Annotated in this window: 16 protein-coding genes; 6 read left to right on the top strand and 10 right to left on the bottom strand. The window is 52.5% G+C overall.

Translation table 11 applies throughout. The features are described 5' to 3' along the window. Window positions 1–95 precede the first annotated feature (95 nt). Window positions 96–962, top strand: coding sequence for a LysR family transcriptional regulator (locus MED297_RS18195; protein WP_008047561.1), 867 nt, complete (start codon window positions 96–98; stop codon window positions 960–962). Next, window positions 953–2,200 carry a mechanosensitive ion channel family protein gene (locus tag MED297_RS18190; protein WP_008047560.1) on the top strand — a complete coding sequence of 416 codons (1,248 nt, stop codon included), beginning with the start codon at window positions 953–955 and terminating at the stop codon, window positions 2,198–2,200. Before MED297_RS18195 ends, MED297_RS18190 begins: the two co-directional genes overlap by 10 nt. A gap of 49 nt (window positions 2,201–2,249) precedes the next feature. Here the strand turns inward: MED297_RS18190 and MED297_RS18185 are convergent, their stop codons facing one another. The 6 genes from MED297_RS18185 to pfkA all read right to left on the bottom strand — a co-directional run bounded on the left by MED297_RS18185 (window position 2,250) and on the right by pfkA (window position 12,950). After that, window positions 2,250–3,881, bottom strand: coding sequence for a choice-of-anchor I domain-containing protein (locus MED297_RS18185; protein ID WP_008047559.1), 1,632 nt, complete (start codon window positions 3,879–3,881; stop codon window positions 2,250–2,252). Window positions 3,882–3,983: 102 nt separating this feature from the next. Then, the gene (locus MED297_RS18180) at window positions 3,984–5,366 is read right to left on the bottom strand and encodes a sodium-dependent transporter (protein ID WP_008047558.1); all 1,383 of its coding nucleotides are present in this window, start codon (window positions 5,364–5,366) and stop codon (window positions 3,984–3,986) included. Between the two features lie 129 nt (window positions 5,367–5,495). Then, window positions 5,496–6,281 (bottom strand): pyruvate formate-lyase-activating protein, encoded by a 786-nt coding sequence (gene pflA, locus MED297_RS18175; RefSeq protein ID WP_008047556.1) that lies wholly within the window; start codon window positions 6,279–6,281, stop codon window positions 5,496–5,498. Window positions 6,282–6,443: 162 nt separating this feature from the next. Then, window positions 6,444–8,888, bottom strand: coding sequence for a putative bifunctional diguanylate cyclase/phosphodiesterase (locus MED297_RS21590; RefSeq protein ID WP_008047555.1), 2,445 nt, complete (start codon window positions 8,886–8,888; stop codon window positions 6,444–6,446). Between the two features lie 126 nt (window positions 8,889–9,014). After that, window positions 9,015–11,282: a formate C-acetyltransferase gene (gene pflB / locus MED297_RS18165; RefSeq protein WP_008047553.1), complete on the bottom strand. Its 2,268-nt coding sequence runs from the start codon at window positions 11,280–11,282 to the stop codon at window positions 9,015–9,017. Between the two features lie 705 nt (window positions 11,283–11,987). Continuing rightward, window positions 11,988–12,950, bottom strand: coding sequence for a 6-phosphofructokinase (gene pfkA / locus MED297_RS18160; protein ID WP_008047551.1), 963 nt, complete (start codon window positions 12,948–12,950; stop codon window positions 11,988–11,990). Between the two features lie 393 nt (window positions 12,951–13,343). Here pfkA and MED297_RS18155 point away from each other — a divergent pair, with 393 nt between their 5' ends. After that, window positions 13,344–13,970, top strand: coding sequence for an N-acyl amino acid synthase FeeM domain-containing protein (locus MED297_RS18155; RefSeq protein WP_040557610.1), 627 nt, complete (start codon window positions 13,344–13,346; stop codon window positions 13,968–13,970). Next, on the top strand, window positions 13,970–14,866 hold the full coding sequence (locus tag MED297_RS18150; RefSeq protein WP_008047548.1) for a ThiF family adenylyltransferase: 897 nt from the start codon (window positions 13,970–13,972) through the stop codon (window positions 14,864–14,866). Before MED297_RS18155 ends, MED297_RS18150 begins: the two co-directional genes overlap by 1 nt. A 58-nt stretch (window positions 14,867–14,924) precedes the next feature. Here MED297_RS18150 and hisF read toward each other — a convergent pair whose 3' ends face one another. The 4 genes from hisF to hisB form a co-directional block, all read right to left on the bottom strand. Then, window positions 14,925–15,683, bottom strand: coding sequence for an imidazole glycerol phosphate synthase subunit HisF (gene hisF, locus MED297_RS18145; RefSeq protein WP_008047546.1), 759 nt, complete (start codon window positions 15,681–15,683; stop codon window positions 14,925–14,927). A 9-nt stretch (window positions 15,684–15,692) separates the two neighbouring features. Beyond that, window positions 15,693–16,433 (bottom strand): 1-(5-phosphoribosyl)-5-[(5-phosphoribosylamino)methylideneamino]imidazole-4-carboxamide isomerase, encoded by a 741-nt coding sequence (hisA, locus tag MED297_RS18140; RefSeq protein ID WP_008047542.1) that lies wholly within the window; start codon window positions 16,431–16,433, stop codon window positions 15,693–15,695. A gap of 20 nt (window positions 16,434–16,453) precedes the next feature. Further along, window positions 16,454–17,104 carry an imidazole glycerol phosphate synthase subunit HisH gene (hisH, locus tag MED297_RS18135; protein WP_083779482.1) on the bottom strand — a complete coding sequence of 217 codons (651 nt, stop codon included), beginning with the start codon at window positions 17,102–17,104 and terminating at the stop codon, window positions 16,454–16,456. 63 nt (window positions 17,105–17,167) lie between these two features. Continuing rightward, entirely contained in the window at window positions 17,168–17,758 is a 591-nt protein-coding gene (gene hisB / locus MED297_RS18130; RefSeq protein ID WP_008047538.1) for an imidazoleglycerol-phosphate dehydratase HisB, read from the bottom strand. 76 nt (window positions 17,759–17,834) lie between these two features. On the opposite strand from hisB, the gene MED297_RS18125 reads away from it, so the two are divergent. Together MED297_RS18125 and MED297_RS18120 are read left to right on the top strand one after the other, a co-directional pair. Beyond that, entirely contained in the window at window positions 17,835–18,236 is a 402-nt protein-coding gene (locus tag MED297_RS18125; protein ID WP_008047536.1) for a GNAT family N-acetyltransferase, read from the top strand. 69 nt (window positions 18,237–18,305) lie between these two features. Further along, window positions 18,306–19,097, top strand: coding sequence for a class I SAM-dependent methyltransferase (locus MED297_RS18120; RefSeq protein ID WP_008047533.1), 792 nt, complete (start codon window positions 18,306–18,308; stop codon window positions 19,095–19,097). Window positions 19,098–19,322 lie beyond the last annotated feature (225 nt).

The raw sequence follows: 19,322 nt of genomic DNA, 5'->3' as shown, positions 1-19,322 counted from the left end.
GTCAGGATAGATCATATTTATCGTCGTGGCACCGGTCAGGCGCGGACCTGAGCGGCTTTTTACATGATCGGTTCATTTTATCGTAACAGGAAACTATGGATACTGAACTGCTGAAAACATTTTTGGAAGTGCATCAAACCCGGCATTTCGGGCGCGCTGCCGAAAACCTGTTTTTAACACAGGCTGCCATCAGCGCGCGAATTAAACAGCTGGAAACCCTCGTTGGTGCGCCACTGTTCACCCGTTACCGCAATAACCTGCAGTTAACGGAAACCGGTCGGCGGCTGTTGCCCCATGCGCAGTCGATCATCATCGCCTGGGATCGTGCCCGACAGGAAGTTTCGCTTACCCAGCGCAATGAAATCATTCTGAGTTTGGGCGCGTTTGGCAGCCTTTGGGAGCTGTTTTTGCAGGCGGTTATCAGCACCAGTTTTACTCAGTTCAACGATGTCGTACTGCGCGCCGATTCTCTGCCTAAAGACACTCTCATGAGACGTCTGTTGGATCGCACTCTGGATCTTGCGTTTTTGTATGAGGGCCTGAAACACTCAGACATTACCTCCGTGGCACTCGGTGAAACCGAGTTAGTCTTTGTCACCAGTAATCAAAACGATCCTTCATTGGCCACCGCGTTACAACAGTATGTTGCGGTGGACTGGGGGACATCATTCAGCATTCAGTTTGCCAAAACCTTCGGCCAGGTGCCGGTTATTCTGCATTGTGGGCAGTCGCGCATTGCACAGTCTTTTCTGTTGGCGCACGAAGGGGCTGCCTACTTGCCTAGAAAGCTGGTGGATGAACATCCGCCGGGTTGGTTTCACCCGGTCGAAGACGCCCCCGTGCTATCCAGACCGATATTTGCCGCGTACCATAGCGAGAACAAATATGAGCGGCAGGTGCGTTCGATCATCGATCTGGCGGCTGTCGAGCTGAAACAAACCGGAGTGCATGCATGTACCTGAAAAAATGGCTGATGTCGTGGCAGTTGCTGCCTGAGGACCTGATTATTCTGGTGCCCATTCTGGTTCTGGGTCTGTTAGCTTGGTTACTTGCCATTGTCCTGCGGTTGGCCTTGGTCCGGTCTCACCTGAAGCGTCGGATCAGCGTCGTGCGGTACCTGCATCGGTTGGGCGCCGGCGTACTCTGGTTTCTCTTTTTGATTTTACTCGATAGTTATTATCCGACAACGGCCGAAGATCACCGCTGGATCGTGCTGGCGCAAACGCTGATCGGGATTGTATTGCTCGTGCGCGTGGTTTCGCTGTTCGTGCCGGTGCGTAATCTGGCGCGTTTGATTATTTTTACCGTGGTCCCGCTGATGATCCTGAACACCCTTGGCGTTCTGGATCAGGCGATCGGCGCACTGGCGCAATACCAACTGGCTCTGGGCAACATTCAACTGTCGCTTTACGACGTGTTGCGGGTGGCGTACTTCGGTGTTCTGTTATTTTGGTTTGGGCGGGTGTCCAATCGGTTGGGCAAACAGAAAATCCGTGAACAGAAAAACCTGGATAACGTCACCAAAGAAGTCGTCGCCAAACTGTTTGAAGTGGCCGTCTTTATTCTGATTTTCCTGGTGCTGTTGAACATACTGGGGATTAACTTAACCACGCTTGCCGTCATTGGCGGTGCGGTGGGTGTCGGGATCGGTTTTGGGCTCCAGTCGATAGCCTCCAACTTTATTTCCGGGCTGATAATTTTGCTGGATCGTTCACTGACCATTGGCGACTATATTGAGCTGGATGATGGCCGCTCGGGGCTCATTCGTGAACTCAACTTGCGGGCGGTGACTCTGGAAACCTTTGATGGTAAAGACATTGTAGTGCCGAACGATGTGTTCTTTACCGAATCGTTTACTAACTGGACTCATAAGAACGAACGACAGCGTTACGCCATCGATTTTTCAGTGGCCTACAGCACCGACCTGGATCGACTGTTTCCTCTGGTCAAAACCATGCTTGCCAATCACCCGATGGTCCTGTCCGGTGAAGCGTACGCCTTTGAAGAGCAACCGGATATAGAGATTGCCGGGTTCGGTGATAATGGCATTGATTTGCACATCGAGTTCTGGATGGAAGCGATTGACGATGGTAAATACCGGGTGGGTGGGGATCTGCTTTACGACCTTTGGAAACTGATGAAACAGGAAGGATTTGAGTTCCCGTTCCCGCAGCGCGAAGTGCGGATGCTCAAATCATAATAAACACAGCCAGGCACAAGCCTGGCTGTGTTTATGTGGGCGCTGAAGCTTATTCAACCGCGATGGCAACAAGATTACCGCGTACTGCGACACTCTGCAGACTGTCGGCTTTATCCGAGAAGTCAATCTGGCCAATCACCCGCAGGTTGGCCGGGTTCGAAAGGTCTAGTATGTCGACCCGCTTATACTCGCCATTGGTGACATATAAGGCTTTGTTCCGAGCCGAGTAAGCCAGAATTTCTGCTGCACCTTCACCAAAATTACCGACCTTGAGTGAGCTGATTTTGGACACGGTTCCTCCTTCGCTCAGGGCAAACAGCGCGACCGTTGAGCTCAGTTCATGGGCCACGGCAAGGTAATGCTGACCGTCCTGTTCAAACGTCACCATACCTTCGGGTGCGAGGTCTCCGGCCTGGCTGGGCAGGGCACCATAGTTGATGTCATTAAAATACTGCCGTAGTTCCGCTTGAGTCGGGTTGGTGATATCAAACACCATAAAGCCACCCTGTTTCTCAAGTCCCAGATAGGCATAGGTGCGGTCGTTGATCGTCGCCAGTGCCAGTGCCTCAGGTTCCGCTCCCTTTTTTAAACTGCGGGCATCCACGCCTTCCCAAAAATACGCTGTATCACCGACCATTTCATAGGCGATACCGTCTTCATCGAGCTCAGCAATGTCCTCTGGATCGTCGGTATCGTCCACACGGGTGTTGAATACATTGCGATAGTTTTGCGCGAGATAGTCTTCAATCGCAGAACCGCTGTCGAACACCAGATTGCCATCTTCATCCCAGATGGAAAACGACCGGGTGCCGGTCATTACCAGATCCATGTAGGTCCCGGCCTCATTCATACCCATGTCCCGGACCACACGTAAGCTCTTCATGTCGGTGTCCAGTAAAAGGTTCTGAAGTGTGGCTGACAGTGCTGAAGTACCGTCGGCTCGTTCGAGGTCTTTGACTTTCTCCAGATCTTCCCAGCCGTCATAGTCGCGGTCATCTCCTTCGTTCGCGGAGACCAGGTAGGCTTGACCACCGGACTGGTATGCGGCCAGGGTATCCGGCTGATACATGGCATAAAGATTGGCCGGATTATCGGCCACTGGGTTGGCGGCACCGTCGTCAGTGATATCGATGCGCTGTCCGCGAAGCGGGCGCAGCCCCAGGTCTTTGACGGCCACTATCTCTTCGTTTTTCAGATCGACAATGGCGATGGCGTTGTTTTCCTGCAGCGACACCCAGGCTCGTTGCCCATCGGGGCTGACCGCAATGTACTCAGGCTCGAGATCAACGCTGGCCGCCGTCTCGGGTTTAATTCGGACATTTCCCTGGAGGTGCGTGTCGTTAAACGTCAGGGTCTTAACCTCGGCCACGGTGCCATTTCTGGACAGGTCGATCAAACTGACGCTCCCTTCCGGATCCGTTTGATAATCGTCTGAGGGTTCGCCTTCGTTGGCTGACATCAGGCGACGGTTGTCAATAAAGGTCACCATGTCCGGCAGATGTCCGACGTTAGCGGCGTCGATGAACTGTCCATCGAGTGTGAACAGTAAAATTTGGCCACCGCCAAGATCCGGATTTTTCTCAGACAGAGACGAATCGTTGGAAAACAGCGCGCAACCGGTCAGTGAAACGGCCAGGGCGAGGCTGAGGGGACCGGACAATGCCGGAGTTGGGAACTTCATAAACTTTCCTTACTGTGAGCCTGTGAATCATCAGAACCGCTCACTGTAAGGTTGTAATATGACAGAATGAGGGCAGGCGCGTTGCGCCCACCCCAAGGTTGATCAGGCGAAGAAGCCGAAAATCGAAGACAAAAAGACGAACGCAATGGCCAAGGGAGCAATGAACCTCAGCACGACTTTCAGTACTTTGAAATAGCCGATTTTCAATCGGCCGCCGTTTGACAGTTCATCCAGTACGGCTTTGTCGCCAAGTTTCCAACCCACAAAGATGGCGATGAAGAACCCGCCGATTGGCAGTAGCTGGTCTGAGAGGGTGACGAACCAGTCGAAGATGTTCATCGACTTCCATTCTCCGCCGAGCAGGAACGGCAGTTTCAGACCGCCCCAGGCACCGTTACCTTGAGACAGAATGGCGCCCACAATGGTGATGGAAATCGCCACAATAAGCGTGGATTTTTTCCGACTCCAGCCGAACTCTTCATCCAGATAGGCAACGACCACTTCCAGAATAGAAATGGCCGACGTCAGTGCGGCTACCGCTAATAATGCAAAAAACAGCACCGCAAAGAACGAGCCGAAGGCCATTTGCGAGAAAACATTTGGCAGGGTGATGAAGACCAGGCCCGGACCCGAAGACGGTTCGATGGAAAAGGCAAATACGGCCGGGAAAATGGCCAGACCGGCAATCAGGGCGATGACCGTATCGGCGACGCTGACCTGTAATGCCGTTGAGCCAAGGTTTTCCTGCTTACCGATGTAAGATCCGTAGGTGATCATGGTGCCCATCCCCAGCGACAGGCTGAAAAACGCATGTCCCATGGCCGCAAGTACCGCATCAATGTTCAGTTTGCTGAAGTCAGGCTGAAACAGGAAGCGAATGCCTTCAGATGCGCCTTCCAGCGTCATTGAGCGAACCGCAAGAATGACCAGGATAACCAGCAGCAGCGGCATCAGGATTTTTGAGTAGCGTTCAATCCCGTTTTTAACGCCGCCGAATACCACAGCGACTGTCAGGGCCATGAAGACGGCTTGCCAGAAAATGGGCAACCATGGGTTAGCGATGAATGCGCCAAACTGACCACCAAGATCAGCCGTGGCGGCCGTTTTAAAACTGCCGGTTACGGATAAGCCAACATAATGCAGTGTCCAGCCAGCGACCACGCTGTAGAACGACAGAATAATGAAAGCCGTGGTCAGGCCGAGCACACCGGTCAATGCCCATTGTGTACCGGGAGCTTCGTCTTTGAAGGCGCCAATGGCGTTCTTTTGGGCTTTGCGTCCGATGATGAACTCGGACAGCATGATCGGCAGACCAATTAACGCAATGCAGATCAGATACACCAGAATAAAGGCCGCGCCACCATATTCACCGGTGATGTAGGGGAATTTCCAGATATTACCCAGTCCGATGGCCGAACCAGCGGCGGCAGCGATGATGCCCAGTCGGCTGGAAAACCCATCCCGGGAACTGCTTGATAGTGTCATGACGTCTCCTGAATAAGAAAGGTTCAATGGCGTCTTTGGCCATTTTTGAACGTTGCTGTAATTTTAAAGGCGCGGGATTTTACGGACTTTTCAGGAAAGAAACACTGATCTTGATCTTTTTACGCTGTTTTAACGGATAATTTCCAGGCCATAGCTGCGGAATATGCCCTCGATTTCGTCCATCGATTCGGTTGACGGCGGTTGCAGACCTTCCAGCGGATACTCCAGCCCCATCGCTTTCCATTTGTGCGTCCCCAGGTTGTGATACGGCAGCAGCTCAACGTGCTCGATATTTTCCATCGGAGCCAGAAACTGGGCCAGGGCATGAACGTCATCGGGCTCGTCCGAGTAACCCGGCACAACGACGTAACGCGCCCGGGTTTTTTTGCCGATATCGGCAAGGTGCCGGGCAAATCGCAGCGTCCGCTGATTGGATACACCGACCAGTAAGTGGTGTTTGTGGTCGTCGATGTGCTTGATGTCGAGCATGACCAGATCGGTGTGATCGATCATTTGATGCACTTCGTCGCTGTACACGCCGACATAGCCATTGGTGTCCAGACAGGTGTGGATGCCGTGTTGTTGAAGCTTTTCAAACAGCAGGGCCACATAAGGTGCCTGTAGCACTGGTTCGCCGCCCGTCACGGTCACACCACCGCCGCTGGCGTCCATAAAGCGGGCAAAGGGCAGGATTTTTTCCACCATATCGGTTACGGAGTAGAGATCTCCGCCGTCCAGATCCCAGGTATCGCGGTTATGACAGTACTTACAGCGGAAAAGGCAGCCCTGCAGAAAAACAACAAAACGAGTACCCGGACCGTCCACGGTGCCAAAACTCTCAAACGAATGGATACGTCCGAGCAGTTCATCAGCGTGGTATTTGGGGACGTTCAGTACGGGAATTCGATCTTGCATGACATACCTTAACGAGGCTTAAGTTGATGCGCAGTTGGCGACCGGGTTCTCCGGCTGCAGGTTGGTCGTTGTTGTTTGATGGGTGGCTTAGCCTCATCAAAGACCACTTGCGCCTAACAGGGCGTAATGTAACAAAATTACAAGCTCACGTATTGCCCCAGATCAGCGCGCTTCAGATTGAGCATTCAGGTACAGGGTAAACTTTTCTGGTGGCAGGGCCTGAGTGTAGAAATAACCCTGAGCAAAGGTCACGCCCTGTTGCTTTAACCAGAGCATTTGTTGCGGGGTTTCAACGCCTTCCGCCACGATTTCGATGTCCATCGCCATCGCCATGTCGACAATGGCACGGTAAATGGCGGAGTCCTGATTGTTTTCAATGATACCCTCGACGAAGCTCCGGTCGACTTTGAGGTAGTCTATTGGCAACTGTTTCAGATAGTTCAGAGATGAAAATCCGGTTCCGAAGTCATCGATCGCAAGCCGATAACCTGCCTGCCGCAGTCGGTTAATCTGGCTCAGAACGTTCGGCGACGTTTGCAGCAGGATTGATTCGGTAATTTCCAGAACCAGTCGGCCCGGCGGCAGGTGATACTGTTTGGTCAGGGAAATCGCCTGATCTATAAAGCCTGGTTGTTGAAGCTGCAGTACGCTGATGTTGACAGACAGGTACGTCAGCTCCCGGCCTTCGTCATGCCATTGTGCCCATTGTCGTACCGCGGTACTGAGAATCCAGTTGCCCATCGGGTGAATCAAGCCGGTTTCTTCAGCCACCGGTATGAACTGGTCCGGAGCAAGCTGTGTCGATGGCCAGCGCAGTAACGCTTCGGCGGCAATGCAACGGTTACTGTCCAGATCAAAAATGGGTTGGTAATGCAGTTGAAAGTCGTGAGCGGCAAGGGCTTCGGTCATTTGTCGCTCCAGGTGCCATTTTTCCTGAGCGCGCCGAGCGCTTTCTTCGGAAAAATAATCCAGCGTGTTGCGACCGGTTTGCCGGGCATGACGCATCGCCGTAATGGCGCAGGTAATCAGGCTGCCTTCGTCACGCGCGTCAGAGGGAAAGGTGGCAATACCAACATTGGCATATAAGGCGACGTAATGATCATCAATCTGGTAACGGGTAGAGGCCAGTTTGATGAGCCGTTTTGCCAGTGCGTGCAGAGCTTCGGGCGTCTGAAAATCACTGATGACCATTAAAAACTCATCATTGGAATAACGACAGAGTGAATCTTCCTCACGCAGCGCTTTGGTAAGCTCACCGGCAATCCGGCGCAGCAGCTGATCACTGAAAGCATCGCCATGCACGCTGTTGATTTGTCCGATACCACTCACCTCCAGGGCAACGACAGCCAGGTTTTCTTCGCGTCGGCGACAGCGATGCAGCTCATGATGGAGTTGTTCCTGAAACAGTTGCCGATTGGGCAGACCCGTCAGCGCGTCGTGATGTTGCTCATGGCGGATTTGCTCTTCCAGCAGCCGCTGTTCGGTAATGTCCTGAATACTCAGCGTCAGACCGGTAATATGTCCCTGAGGCGAAAGGTTCGGCCATTGGTGAACCTGTAACCGGAAATAATCGATTTCAATTTCAAAGCTGCGGGTTTCGCCACTCACAGTGTGTTGGAAGTAGGTGAGCGCTTTCGGCGCGTGCTTCCAGGCCTGACGGAGTGAGTCGCCTTCACGTAAGCGGAGTTCTTTTAGATCTGCGGACAGTTGTCCGCGCTTCCAGACAACAGTACCGTCGGTATCTGTCACCAACATTAACAGGTTAAATTCGTCGCTCAGGTGGTCAAAGAGCTTTTCCTGCTGGTCGATCTTGTGTTCTTCGACTCGTTGATGCAATTGATAGAAACGGATTAACACGACGGCAACCAGGGATAACCCAACCAAGGGTAAAACCAGCGCCCAGTAAGCTTTCGTTGGCATCTGGCGGACTTGCCAATGAGTCGTGAGTGGGTTGGATGATTCCAATACTGAATTTGCAACGGTGCCGTTGAGCTGGATCGGAGCCTGATCATCAAACTGCAATGCAACGGCGTCGAATGCGCTGTCAGGTAACAGGCTCTGCCAGCCCAGATCGAGCAGGATAAGTTGCCGACTGTCCGGTAGAAATAAGCTGATGGTAAACAGGTCGGGGGCTTCCTTGTTCGGCCAGAGCAGAATGTCCTGTTCCAGTCCAGCGAGGAAATAGGTTTGCCAGATGCGATCCTGGGTTAACAGGATGGTCGCAGAGACGGCGTCGGTATCGTCAAAGGTAACCCGGTATTGCTGATGAGGGTTGCCGCGGTTTAACTGCCGGTAGGTCCCATCCTGATAGGCCACCCGGATATTCTGCACTGAAAACTCCGGGGGGAGGTCAGCGGCAAGGTCTTCGGGGTATAAGAGGGGACGATAGCGTTCATCCAGAGGGCGCAGCTGTTGGATCAATTGCAACTGTAATGACGTCACTTCGGCGTTCAGCTGCGTGCTGTAATGCTCAAACTCGCTTTTTTGCTGGGTTAGGTCGAGAAGATGGCCGACAAACAACAGCACCACAAGTGTTGTCAGAACAACAGCCCAACGAAGCCAGGTGAGCAGGCGGGGTTTGTGATGTGACTGGGTCGATGACGACATTGTAGGCTGAGCAATCCGCGGTGGTTGAAACCTACAGCATAGATCATTCTGTCCATCTGTCTGTAATACCATTGGCAAAAAAAAGGGCGCCGAAGCGCCCTTTATGTTCGTTCATTGAACGATGAGTTAAACCTGACTGTGGAACGTTCGGCTGATGACATCCATCTGCTGTTCGCGAGTCAGTTTCACGAAGTTCACCGCGTATCCGGAAACCCGGATGGTCAGCTGTGGATACTCTTCCGGATGTTCCATCGCATCCTGCAGCATTTCACGGTTCAACACGTTCACGTTAATGTGGTGACCGGAGGAGCCGAAGTAACCATCGAGCATGCCGGTTAAGTTCTTCACCTTGCCATCTTCGTTTTTACCCAGAGAATCCGGGACCAGAGACATGGTGTAAGAAATACCGTCTTCTGCATCGTCATATGGCAGTTTAGCGACACTCAACAGAGAGGCCAGGGCACCGTTTTCGTCACGGCCGTGCATTGGGTTCGCACCCGGTGCAAACGGCTCGCCGGCTTTACGACCGTCCGGAGTATTACCGGTTTTCTTACCATAAACCACGTTGGAGGTAATGGTCAGAATTGACTGAGTTGGCGTTGCATTGCGGTAAGTTGGCGTTTCGCGGACCAGGTCCATGAAACGAGACACGATCTTCTGCGCCATTTCATCTACGCGGTCGTCGTTGTTACCAAACTTCGGATAATCGCCTTCGGTTTCGAAATCGACTACGTAGCCGTCTTCGTTACGAATGGCTTTCACTTTCGCGTACTTAATTGCGCTCAGTGAGTCAGCAACAACTGACAGTCCGGCAATACCACACGCCATGGTGCGATAAACATCCCGATCGTGCAGCGCCATCTGAGCCGCTTCATAGGAGTACTTATCGTGCATGTAGTGAATGACATTCAGTGAGTTAACGTAAATGCCAGAGACCCACTGCATGTATTCGTCGAAACGTTCCCAGACGGTGTCGAAGTCAAGGTACTCGTCGGCCAGAACGTCTTTCTTAGGACCAACCTGCAGGCCGATCTTCTCGTCCATACCACCGTTGATACCGTACAGCATGGTTTTCGCCAGGTTACAGCGAGCACCGAAGAACTGCATTTGCTTACCGATGCGCATGGCCGATACACAGCAGGCGATGCCGTAGTCGTCACCGAACTTGCCGATCATCAGATCATCGTTTTCATACTGAATCGAGCTGGTGTCGATGGACACTTTTGAACAGAAGTCTTTGAAGCCTTGTGGCAGTTTTTCAGACCACAGTACGGTCAGGTTTGGCTCAGGCGCCGCACCCAGAGTGTACAGCGTGTTCAGAATACGGAAGCTGCTCTTAGTGACCAGTGAACGACCGTCTTCACCCATACCACCGATAGACTCAGTCACCCAGGTTGGATCACCAGAGAACAGTGCATCGTAGTCAGGCGTCCGCAGGAAGCGAACCATACGCAGTTTGATCACGAGGTCGTCGATCAGCTCTTGAGCTTGCTCTTCGGTCAACTCACCAGCCGCCATGTCACGCTCGGCGTAGATGTCGAGGAACGTTGAAACGCGGCCAAAGCTCATGGCAGCGCCGTTCTGGCTCTTAACCGCAGCCAGGTAAGCAAAGTAAGTCCACTGAACCGCTTCAACGGTGTTTTGAGCCGGTTTGGTGATGTCGAAACCGTAGCTCGCCGCCATGGTAACCAGATCTTGCAGTGCACGGATCTGTTCAGAGATTTCTTCGCGCAGACGAATCACGTCTTCGCTCATCACTTCGTTGTTCAATGACGCTTTCTGTGCTTTTTTGTCTTCGATCAGACGATCCACACCGTACAGAGCGACTCGACGGTAGTCACCAATGATACGACCACGACCGTATGCATCTGGCAGGCCGGTAATAACACCAGCTTTTCGGCACTTCAGCATGTCAGGCGTATAAGCATCGAAAACGCCGGCATTGTGAGTTTTACGGTACTCGCTGAAAATCTTGTTAACCGTTGGATCCAGTTCACGGCCATAAGCTTCACAAGACGCTTCAACCATACGGATGCCACCGTTTGGAATCATACCGCGCTTGAGTGGCTTATCGGTTTGCAGACCCACGATGCGCTCGAGGTCTTGATCGATGTAACCGGCCGGGTGAGAGGTGATGGTGCTCGGCAGGTCGGTGTCAAAATCCAGAGGACCTTGCAGACGCTGCTCTTCTTTCATCAGCTCAAGGACTTTTGCCCAAACTTCTTTTGTACGGGCCGTTGCATCAGCCAGGAAAGTAGCATCACCTTCATAAGGGGTGTAGTTCTTCTGGATGAAATCGCGGACATCAACAGTTTCAGTCCAGGCGCCGGTTGTAAAACCTGCCCATGGATCTGCTTTCGCCTGAATGGTGTCACCAGCTTTTTCTTTATACATAGAGTTAAACTCCGCTTCGTTTTTGAAAAATTTAAAATGAATTGTAGATGGTTTTGAAAGCGGTCGAGATGAGATAGGAAAAAAGGGTCGGGGTTAAGCGATGTCCTGCGAACGACTGGAGATTCGGCACAAGACTTAAAGGCCAACACAACCTGAGATATCGCTTCCCCCCGAAAACCGGTGGCTAATGGTTTTACCCATACCGGAGAGAGTGATACCAGACTACCTCATTCTGCGCTCAACACGTTGATTTGTATCAAGAGAACGGCCGCTGCGTAACCTGAATAAATGATTGATTTAGCGCGGCTTTTCTTGTGTTGAAACGCGTTCAACCACCTCCGAAAATCTGTTTGAGAGTATTATCGTCTTGTAAGTGTATAGTCTCTTGATATGGGTCAACTTAAAACCGTCTTCGGGGTATTTTATTCCAGATTTTCTTCGTTCTAACTCGACGAATTTACGCTGTGCAGCGAACACTTTTTTATGGCGAAATTACGCTGAATTTTGATGATGTTTTTGTCTGAAAAATTGAGTTTTTAGACGAAAAAAATCAGAAGGGTCGTAAGAAGGTGACGGGCGGGAATTATGCAGATCGATTGTCGGATTGCAAATATCGACGTTGATGATTCGAAATGAGATGGAGAAAGTCAGTGACTGATTGATTGGAAAGGAACAGGCCGTCGACCGAGGTCGACGGCGGAGACATTAGGCAAGCGTTTTCGTCAGCTCGTAAATGTTCTGATTGAACGGTCGTGACATGTTCTCGATGGCATCAATGATGTCGTGATGCACCAGTTTGTTACTTTGAACACCGACGCAGCGACCGCCTTCGCCCTGCTCCAGCAGTTGAACGGCAAAGGCACCCATTTCACTGGCCAGTACGCGGTCAAAGGCCACCGGTGCACCGCCTCTTTGGGTGTGACCAAGAATGGTGGCGCGGGTTTCGAGACCGGTGCGGTCTTCAATCATTTTCGCCAGTGAGTTAACGTCAGTGACGTGCTCAGTAATGGCGATAATGGCATGTTTCTTACCGTTTTCGACCGCTTTACCGATGGTTTGTACCAGCTCAGCTTCATCGAACCCTTTTTCAGGAACAATGGTGTACTCAGCACCGCCACCCAGAGCCGCCATCATAGTCAGATCGCCACAGTAACGACCCATGATTTCGACGACCGAAATTCGATTGTGTGAAGAACAGGTATCACGCAGGCGGTCAATTGCATCCAACACGGTGTTTAAAGCGGTGTGGAAGCCAATGGTATAGTCCGTACCGGCGATGTCATTATCGATGGTGCCCGGCAAACCGATACAAGGGAAACCCATTTCGGTCAGTTTTTTGGCACCCATGTAGGAGCCGTCACCGCCAACCACGACCAGCGCTTCGATGCCGTGTTTTTTCAGGTTTTCAATGGCAACCTGACGCACGGACTCTTCTTTAAATTCAGGGAATCGTGCTGAGCCTAAAAAGGTACCGCCGCGGTTGACCTTGTCGGACACGTCATGACGTTCAAGCTTTTTGATGCGATTCTGATGAAGGCCGAGATAGCCGTCATAGATGCCATACACCTCAATGTCTCTGGACAGTGCTGTACGCACAACGGCGCGAACTGCGGCATTCATGCCTGGCGCGTCGCCACCACTGGTCAGAACACCAATCTTCTGAATCATGTTGAACCCACCTCTCAATGTTAATTGTCTCGCATTGTAGTTCATGTGGCTGAGACCAATTTGATCTCGATTAACTGTAACTAAGTTACAGCGAGCCAGCTGAAAACCGAAACTTTACGACATTTTAGAGGGCTTGCTTGCTATTTAACAGGCTAATCACGGTCTGGATGAAAATTACTTACGAAATCGCTCTGAAATCAGGCCGGCAGGCGCGATTTTGAAGGGTAGCCTGCCGGGCGAAAAACCGAACAGCTGTCAGTCGGTGATGCCTGTCAAAAAAAACTTCCGGAAAGCTTAAATTTTGTGATTGGTTAGTGATTTTGACGCTTTTTTGATCAATGCGTCGCAAATTTCTGGCTAGTTTTGACGAAGCTAACCAATGGAGAAAAGCCTGTGCCGACTTTAGTGAACACTTCTATTCCGAATACTCTTCAAGACTTCCAGTTTCAGATCATCGATCCCGCTCAGGAATCACAAACCATGTATGACGTCCAGCGACTGGCGGCAGCGAACCTGGCCGCTGAAGGTGATGTGTCGCCGCAACGTGCTATGGAGGTCGCTCGAGACCCGAACTTTGACGACAGTCACCAGACACGAACCGTTCTGATCCGTCATAAAAGTGGACATCTGGCGGGCAGCTTTTCGGTGACCCGGGACGGTGACGAGGGCATGCCGGTGTTACGGCACTTCGAGCGGGATCTGGTGTTTCTGAGGCGCAAACATCGGTTGGCAAACGGCTGGCGATTTATGATGTCCCCCCGGTATCAATCCGCATTGTTGCGCAGAACGTCGACCAACTTGTTTTTGCATATGGTTCAACAGTTGGATGCCGATGCCTTTGTGCTGTACTTCAATGATCGTTTGGTTAATTACTATCGACGTATGTTTAGCGGCCGCGTGATGGCCTCAACGGTCATCACGCTGGACGGTCAGATTGAGGTGCCCGTCAGTCTGATGGTCTGTGAAACCGCCCAGAACCGCCCTGTTATGGATTACTTACCTGAAGCGGAGGCTGTGTGATGAGCTTTTCAACGGATAAGGCGTTTAGCCGCAATCGTGGCCTGATATCAGATCACGAACAACAGCGTCTGCTAACTCAGTTAGTGGTCATCCCGGGCTGTGGAGGGATTGGCAGCACCGTTGCTGAAACCCTGGCCCGATTGGGGGTTGGTCGTTTCCGGCTCTGTGACCCGGACACTTTCGATGTCGCTAATTTTAACCGTCAGTTGGGTGCCACTCTGACCACGGTTGGGCAGAATAAAGCCGAGGCCGTTGCCGAGCGCATATGGCAGATTAACCCCGAAGCTCAGATAGAGATCGTTAACCAGCCTGTTAGCCGAGACAATGCGTCAGACTTTGTCGCAGGTGCATCACTGGTCTTGGATGGGTTAGATTTCTTTGCTTTAACCGCACGCAGGGCCTTGTTCAAAGCGGCGTCTGACACCGGCATTCCGGCCATGACCGCAGCCCCCCTGGGATTTTCCGGGACCTTGCAGGTTTTTTTGCCAGACCGCGGACTGAGTTTTGATCGATTTTATGATTTTCGGGCAGAAGACTCATCGGCCGAACAGGTGATTAAGTTTTTGGTGGGCTTGTCTCCTGCGGGCTTACACCGGCCTTATATGGACTTTTCCAGGGTAAGCATTCAGGACAAGAACGGTCCGAGTTCCATCTTGGGTACGCAGATGGCCGCGTCTTTAATTGGCGGGCAGGCTTTGCAGTTGTTACTGAATCGACAAGCGGTTCGTTCGGCTCCCTGGTGTCTTCAAATGGATGTGTATCGACAGAAGGCGGTGAGACGTTTTGTGCCTGGGGGGAATCGTTTCCCGCTGCAGAAACTGAAAATTGCGTTGGTGCGCCGTGCGTTTCGGCAGAATGGACTTTTGGGTGCGATGGCGGATCTTAAGCTGGGGTGATCTGAAAGAGTCGTTGAGAAAGTGCCCGGAATCCGAAAGCCGAATCCGGGCGGGGTCGTTAAAGCCGCATTTCGATATCTCGGCTGTGCATGTGTTCTTTCGCCTGCGCGATACTGAACTCACCGAAATGGAAAATGCTGGCGGCCAACACGGCGTCGGCATGACCCTGATTAATACCCTCAGCCAAATGTTCCAGAGTCCCGACTCCACCACTGGCAATGACCGGAATGGTGACGGCGTCGGCCACCGCGCGGGTCAGTTCCAGGTCGAAGCCGGATTTGACTCCGTCCCGATCCATACTCGTTAACAGGATTTCTCCAGCCCCGTAGGCTTCCATTTTGCGAGCCCAGCCAACAGCGTCAATACCCGTTGGTTTGCGGCCACCATGGGTGAATATCTCCCAATGATCGTCCACGCGCTTGGCATCAATGGCCACCACAATGCATTGTGCACCGAAGCGCTCTGATGCTTGTTTGACGAAGTCCGGATTGAAAATGGCGGCGGAGTTGATCGAGACTTTATCGGCCCCGGCGTTCAGCATTGCACGGATATCATCGACCGTACGAATGCCGCCACCAACGGTCAGCGGGATGAAGACCTGCCCGGCTATGGCACTGACGGTCTCCAGCATGGTGCCGCGGCCTTCGTGGGTCGCGGTGATATCCAGCATGGTGATCTCATCGGCACCTTGTTCGTTGTAGCGTTTGGCGACTTCAACCGGGTCGCCGGCGTCGCGGATGTTGACGAAGTTGACCCCTTTGACCACGCGGCCCTGATCGACATCCAGGCAGGGAATGATGCGTTTTGCTAATGGCATACCGGTTCCTCAGGAAGACTGTTGATCGTCGCAAAACTGCTGCGCGGTGCTCAGATCGAGAGACCCTTCATAGATCGCCCGACCGGTAATGGCACCCACAATGCCACTGCCCTGATGCTGGCAGAGGGCTTCAACGTCTGCCATGTTAGTGACACCGCCTGAGGCAATGACCGGAATACCACCCGCCTGCGCGACGTCGGCGGTTGCCTGCCAGTTGACACCTTGCATCATGCCGTCACGGCTGATGTCGGTATAAACAATGGCGCTGACACCGTCATTGGCAAACTGGGCGGCTAAGTCCGTGGCTTTCACCGTGCTTACTTCAGCCCAGCCTTCGGTGGCTACCAGGCCGTCTTTGGCATCAATCCCCACGATGATTTTGCCGGGAAACGCCTTACAGGCCTCCCGAACGAACTCAGGCTCCTGCACCGCACGGGTACCAATGATGCACCAGGACACCCCCGCACGAACATAGTGTTCCAGGGTTTCCAACGAGCGGATACCGCCGCCAATCTGGACCGGAAGATCGGGGTATTTTTCGGCGATTCTCGTGACTACGTCGGCGTGGATCGGGGTGCCTTCAAACGCACCATTCAGATCCACCAGGTGCAACCGGCGGCAGCCGGCATCGACCCACCGGGTCGCCATATCGACCGGATCCGATCCGAACACGGTCGCGTCTTCCATCCGCCCCTGCAGCAGTCTGACGCATTGGCCGTCTTTTAAATCGATGGCTGGAATTATCAGCATAGTTATCCCTTAATCGGTAATCAGAGCGCACCATTCCAGCGCGTAAAGTTTTTAAGAAGCTGTAAACCACTGGTGTGACTTTTTTCGGGGTGAAACTGCGTTGCGAACAGGTTGTCCCGATAAATCATCGCAGCAAACTCTGGCCCGTATTGGCAACGGCCCGCAGTGTAATCGGCGTGTGGTTCAACATAGAAGCTGTGTACAAAATAGAAGCGACTGTCGCTGACGATGCCGTGCCAAAGTGGGTGTTCAACAGTTTGCTCGACGTTGTTCCAGCCCATGTGCGGCACTTTCATCGGCAGTTGGTGCGCATCGGTCAGGTCTTTCGGGAACTGGCGAACAGCGCCGTCAAAATGCCCCAAACAGGCCACTCCGTTGTTCTCATCGCTGTGTTTCATCAGGGCCTGCATACCGACACAGATGCCCAGAAAGGGTTTGCCCGCGGACAAATTTTCCGCGACGACCGTATCGACGCCTTGTTTACGAATTTCAGCCATACAATCGCGAATGGCACCGACGCCCGGTAAGACAACGTGATCAGCTTCGGCAATCCTCGCTCGATCAGACGTCACTTCAATCTGAAAATTATCGGCAACGTGTTCAAACGCTTTGGCAACTGAATGCAGGTTGCCCATACCGTAGTCAATAATAGTTAGCAGGTGCTTACTCAATTGGCACTCTCCAAAAGCAGGCCGAAGGTTCGGCCTGTTGGTTTACTTGAGAATTGTTAAGGGTCAGAGAGACCCTTTGGTGGACGGGATGGTCCCGGCCTGTCGTTCATCAATGGTCAGAGCCATGCGCAGGGCGCGACCAAAAGCTTTGAATATGGTTTCAGCCTGATGGTGGGCATTGCGACCTTTCAGATTATCAATGTGCAGGGTGACCAGTGCATGGTTGACGAAGCCCTGGAAAAATTCAAAAAACAGATCCACATCGAACTGGCCGATGGACGCACGGCGAAACTCACAATCAAACTCAAGCCCTGGCCGGCCGGAAAAGTCGATGACTACCCGTGACAGGGCTTCGTCCAGTGGCACATAGCTGTGTCCGTAACGGGTCAGCCCTTTTTTATCTCCGACAGCTTTTGCAAACGCCTGGCCGAGGGTGATGCCGACATCTTCCGCGCTGTGGTGGTCATCGATGTGATTGTCACCGTCGCAATGGACATCGAGGTCGATCAGGCCGTGCCGGGCAATCTGGTCCAGCATATGGTCCAGAAAAGGCATGGAAGAATTAAGGTTGGCTTTGCCGGTTCCGTCCAGATTGACGGAGACCTTGATTCTCGTTTCGTTCGTGTTGCGTTCGACAGACGCCTGGCGACTCATATAATTCTCTCTATGACTGCGGTTTGGTTTAGGCTTAAGGCTGACAAATCCACTTGCCGGAACGGATTATATAAGTATGCTGACCGCCAAACCACCCGGAGAGCACAGTCCAATGCCGATCACTCTGACACAGGTCGATACTGACCACGAGATTGATGCCGGTATTTTGACCTCTGTGGTGAAAGATTTGCCTGACTCTCATGCCGCGGTGGCCGGGCTGCAACGCTGGCTTCAGTCGCCGTCGGATGGCTGTCTGTATCTGGCGTGGTTTAATGAGCGCGTGGTTGGCTTCGCTCTGCTGGAAGGCCGCCAATTGCGGTCGCTGGCGGTGCACCCGGCCACTCGTCGGCGAGGTGTGGCGCGTCGTATGATGTCGCTGCTGATGACAGACGGAGTTCCTCTGTCATTGTCTCCTGACTGTCAGTCTGAGGTGCTGACGCGTTTGCTAGCCGAAAACGCCTCGTCTCCTTCTGATTGAGTCACGATGAGTATTTTGCACCGTTGTGATTGATGAAATGAAACTGGTCTAGTAAAGAGGGCATATTGAATGGAACACACTTCTGAGCATATCGAAGATGAGATTCAGACCCGGGTCCGGCTGTATGACTACTCGACTGGAAAACAGACGTTTTTTCAATGGCTCGCGGGTATCTTGCCGGCCTGTGCAGACAAAGACGTTCTCGAACTGGGGGCTGGTAACGGGAAAATCTGGCGCGATCTGTTAGCCCGTTGGCCGGGGTGCAATCTGACCTTGACGGACATCTCGGAAGAGGTACTGGCATCAGCCCGGGCTCAGCTCGAACCGGTGGCAGATCTGACCGGTGGTTTGACCTTTGAAGCGGTTGATTTTAATCGTTTACCCTATCAAGACCAGTCGTTTGATATCGTTCTGGCAAACCACAATCTCTATTACGCTCAGGATGTGAACCGGGTCATTGCGGATATTCACCGGGTCTTACGTCCCGGCGGCATGCTCATTTGCTCGACCATCGGCGCGGATCACCTGGGTGAACTGGCGATGCTGTTACGTCAGTATCATCAGGATTTGCCGTGGGGATCCGAGCGCTGGGCGGACCGCTTTGGGCTGGACAACGGCGCACAGCTGTTAATGCAAGCCTTCGCCCATGTCGATCAATACGAGTACGACAACAATCTGCATGTTAACTCGGTTGAGCCGGTTATTGCGTATCTGATGAAAACCATGAAAGGCCTGCTGGCCCCGTGGGTACGAGAGCATCTGGACGTGATTCGCCCGGCTCTGGAATCTCGAATGTCTGAAAAAGGCTATATTCGATTGACCCCGCATTCTGGCTTCTTTATCGCCTATAAGGCCGAATAAGCCGGATGACTGATCCGGTGCTGATTCAGCATCGGATCTGCCTACACTTCCTCCTCTGTTTACCGTGTTTTGTCGTTGTCTTTCCGCCAGACAATGGCATCCGCCTGTTCATGTGATTCATCAGTAATCGCCCATTGCACTATAATAGTGCTTATATTTGCCATTGTGTTTTAATTTGGTGCGATCAGTCGTGTTTGGCACTGTGATTGTGCAGGCGGGTTGGTT

The sequence above is a fragment of the Reinekea blandensis MED297 genome, assembly GCF_000153185.1.
Classification (GTDB): Bacteria; Pseudomonadota; Gammaproteobacteria; order Pseudomonadales; family Natronospirillaceae; genus Reinekea; species Reinekea blandensis.
This window is presented reverse-complemented; position numbering and strand designations above follow the sequence as displayed.

Excerpts from the sequence above, each read along its gene's own strand:
- MED297_RS18195 (WP_008047561.1), top strand. The coding sequence starts at position 96 with ATGGATACTGAACTGCTGAAAACATTTTTGGAAGTGCATCAAACCCGG.
- MED297_RS18190 (WP_008047560.1), top strand. The coding sequence starts at position 953 with ATGTACCTGAAAAAATGGCTGATGTCGTGGCAGTTGCTGCCTGAGGAC.
- MED297_RS18185 (WP_008047559.1), bottom strand. The coding sequence starts at position 3,881 with ATGAAGTTCCCAACTCCGGCATTGTCCGGTCCCCTCAGCCTCGCCCTG.
- MED297_RS18180 (WP_008047558.1), bottom strand. The coding sequence starts at position 5,366 with ATGACACTATCAAGCAGTTCCCGGGATGGGTTTTCCAGCCGACTGGGC.
- pflA (WP_008047556.1), bottom strand. The coding sequence starts at position 6,281 with ATGCAAGATCGAATTCCCGTACTGAACGTCCCCAAATACCACGCTGAT.
- MED297_RS21590 (WP_008047555.1), bottom strand. The coding sequence starts at position 8,888 with ATGTCGTCATCGACCCAGTCACATCACAAACCCCGCCTGCTCACCTGG.
- pflB (WP_008047553.1), bottom strand. The coding sequence starts at position 11,282 with ATGTATAAAGAAAAAGCTGGTGACACCATTCAGGCGAAAGCAGATCCA.
- pfkA (WP_008047551.1), bottom strand. The coding sequence starts at position 12,950 with ATGATTCAGAAGATTGGTGTTCTGACCAGTGGTGGCGACGCGCCAGGC.
- MED297_RS18150 (WP_008047548.1), top strand. The coding sequence starts at position 13,970 with ATGAGCTTTTCAACGGATAAGGCGTTTAGCCGCAATCGTGGCCTGATA.
- hisF (WP_008047546.1), bottom strand. The coding sequence starts at position 15,683 with ATGCCATTAGCAAAACGCATCATTCCCTGCCTGGATGTCGATCAGGGC.
- hisA (WP_008047542.1), bottom strand. The coding sequence starts at position 16,433 with ATGCTGATAATTCCAGCCATCGATTTAAAAGACGGCCAATGCGTCAGA.
- hisB (WP_008047538.1), bottom strand. The coding sequence starts at position 17,758 with ATGAGTCGCCAGGCGTCTGTCGAACGCAACACGAACGAAACGAGAATC.
- MED297_RS18125 (WP_008047536.1), top strand. The coding sequence starts at position 17,835 with ATGCTGACCGCCAAACCACCCGGAGAGCACAGTCCAATGCCGATCACT.
- MED297_RS18120 (WP_008047533.1), top strand. The coding sequence starts at position 18,306 with ATGGAACACACTTCTGAGCATATCGAAGATGAGATTCAGACCCGGGTC.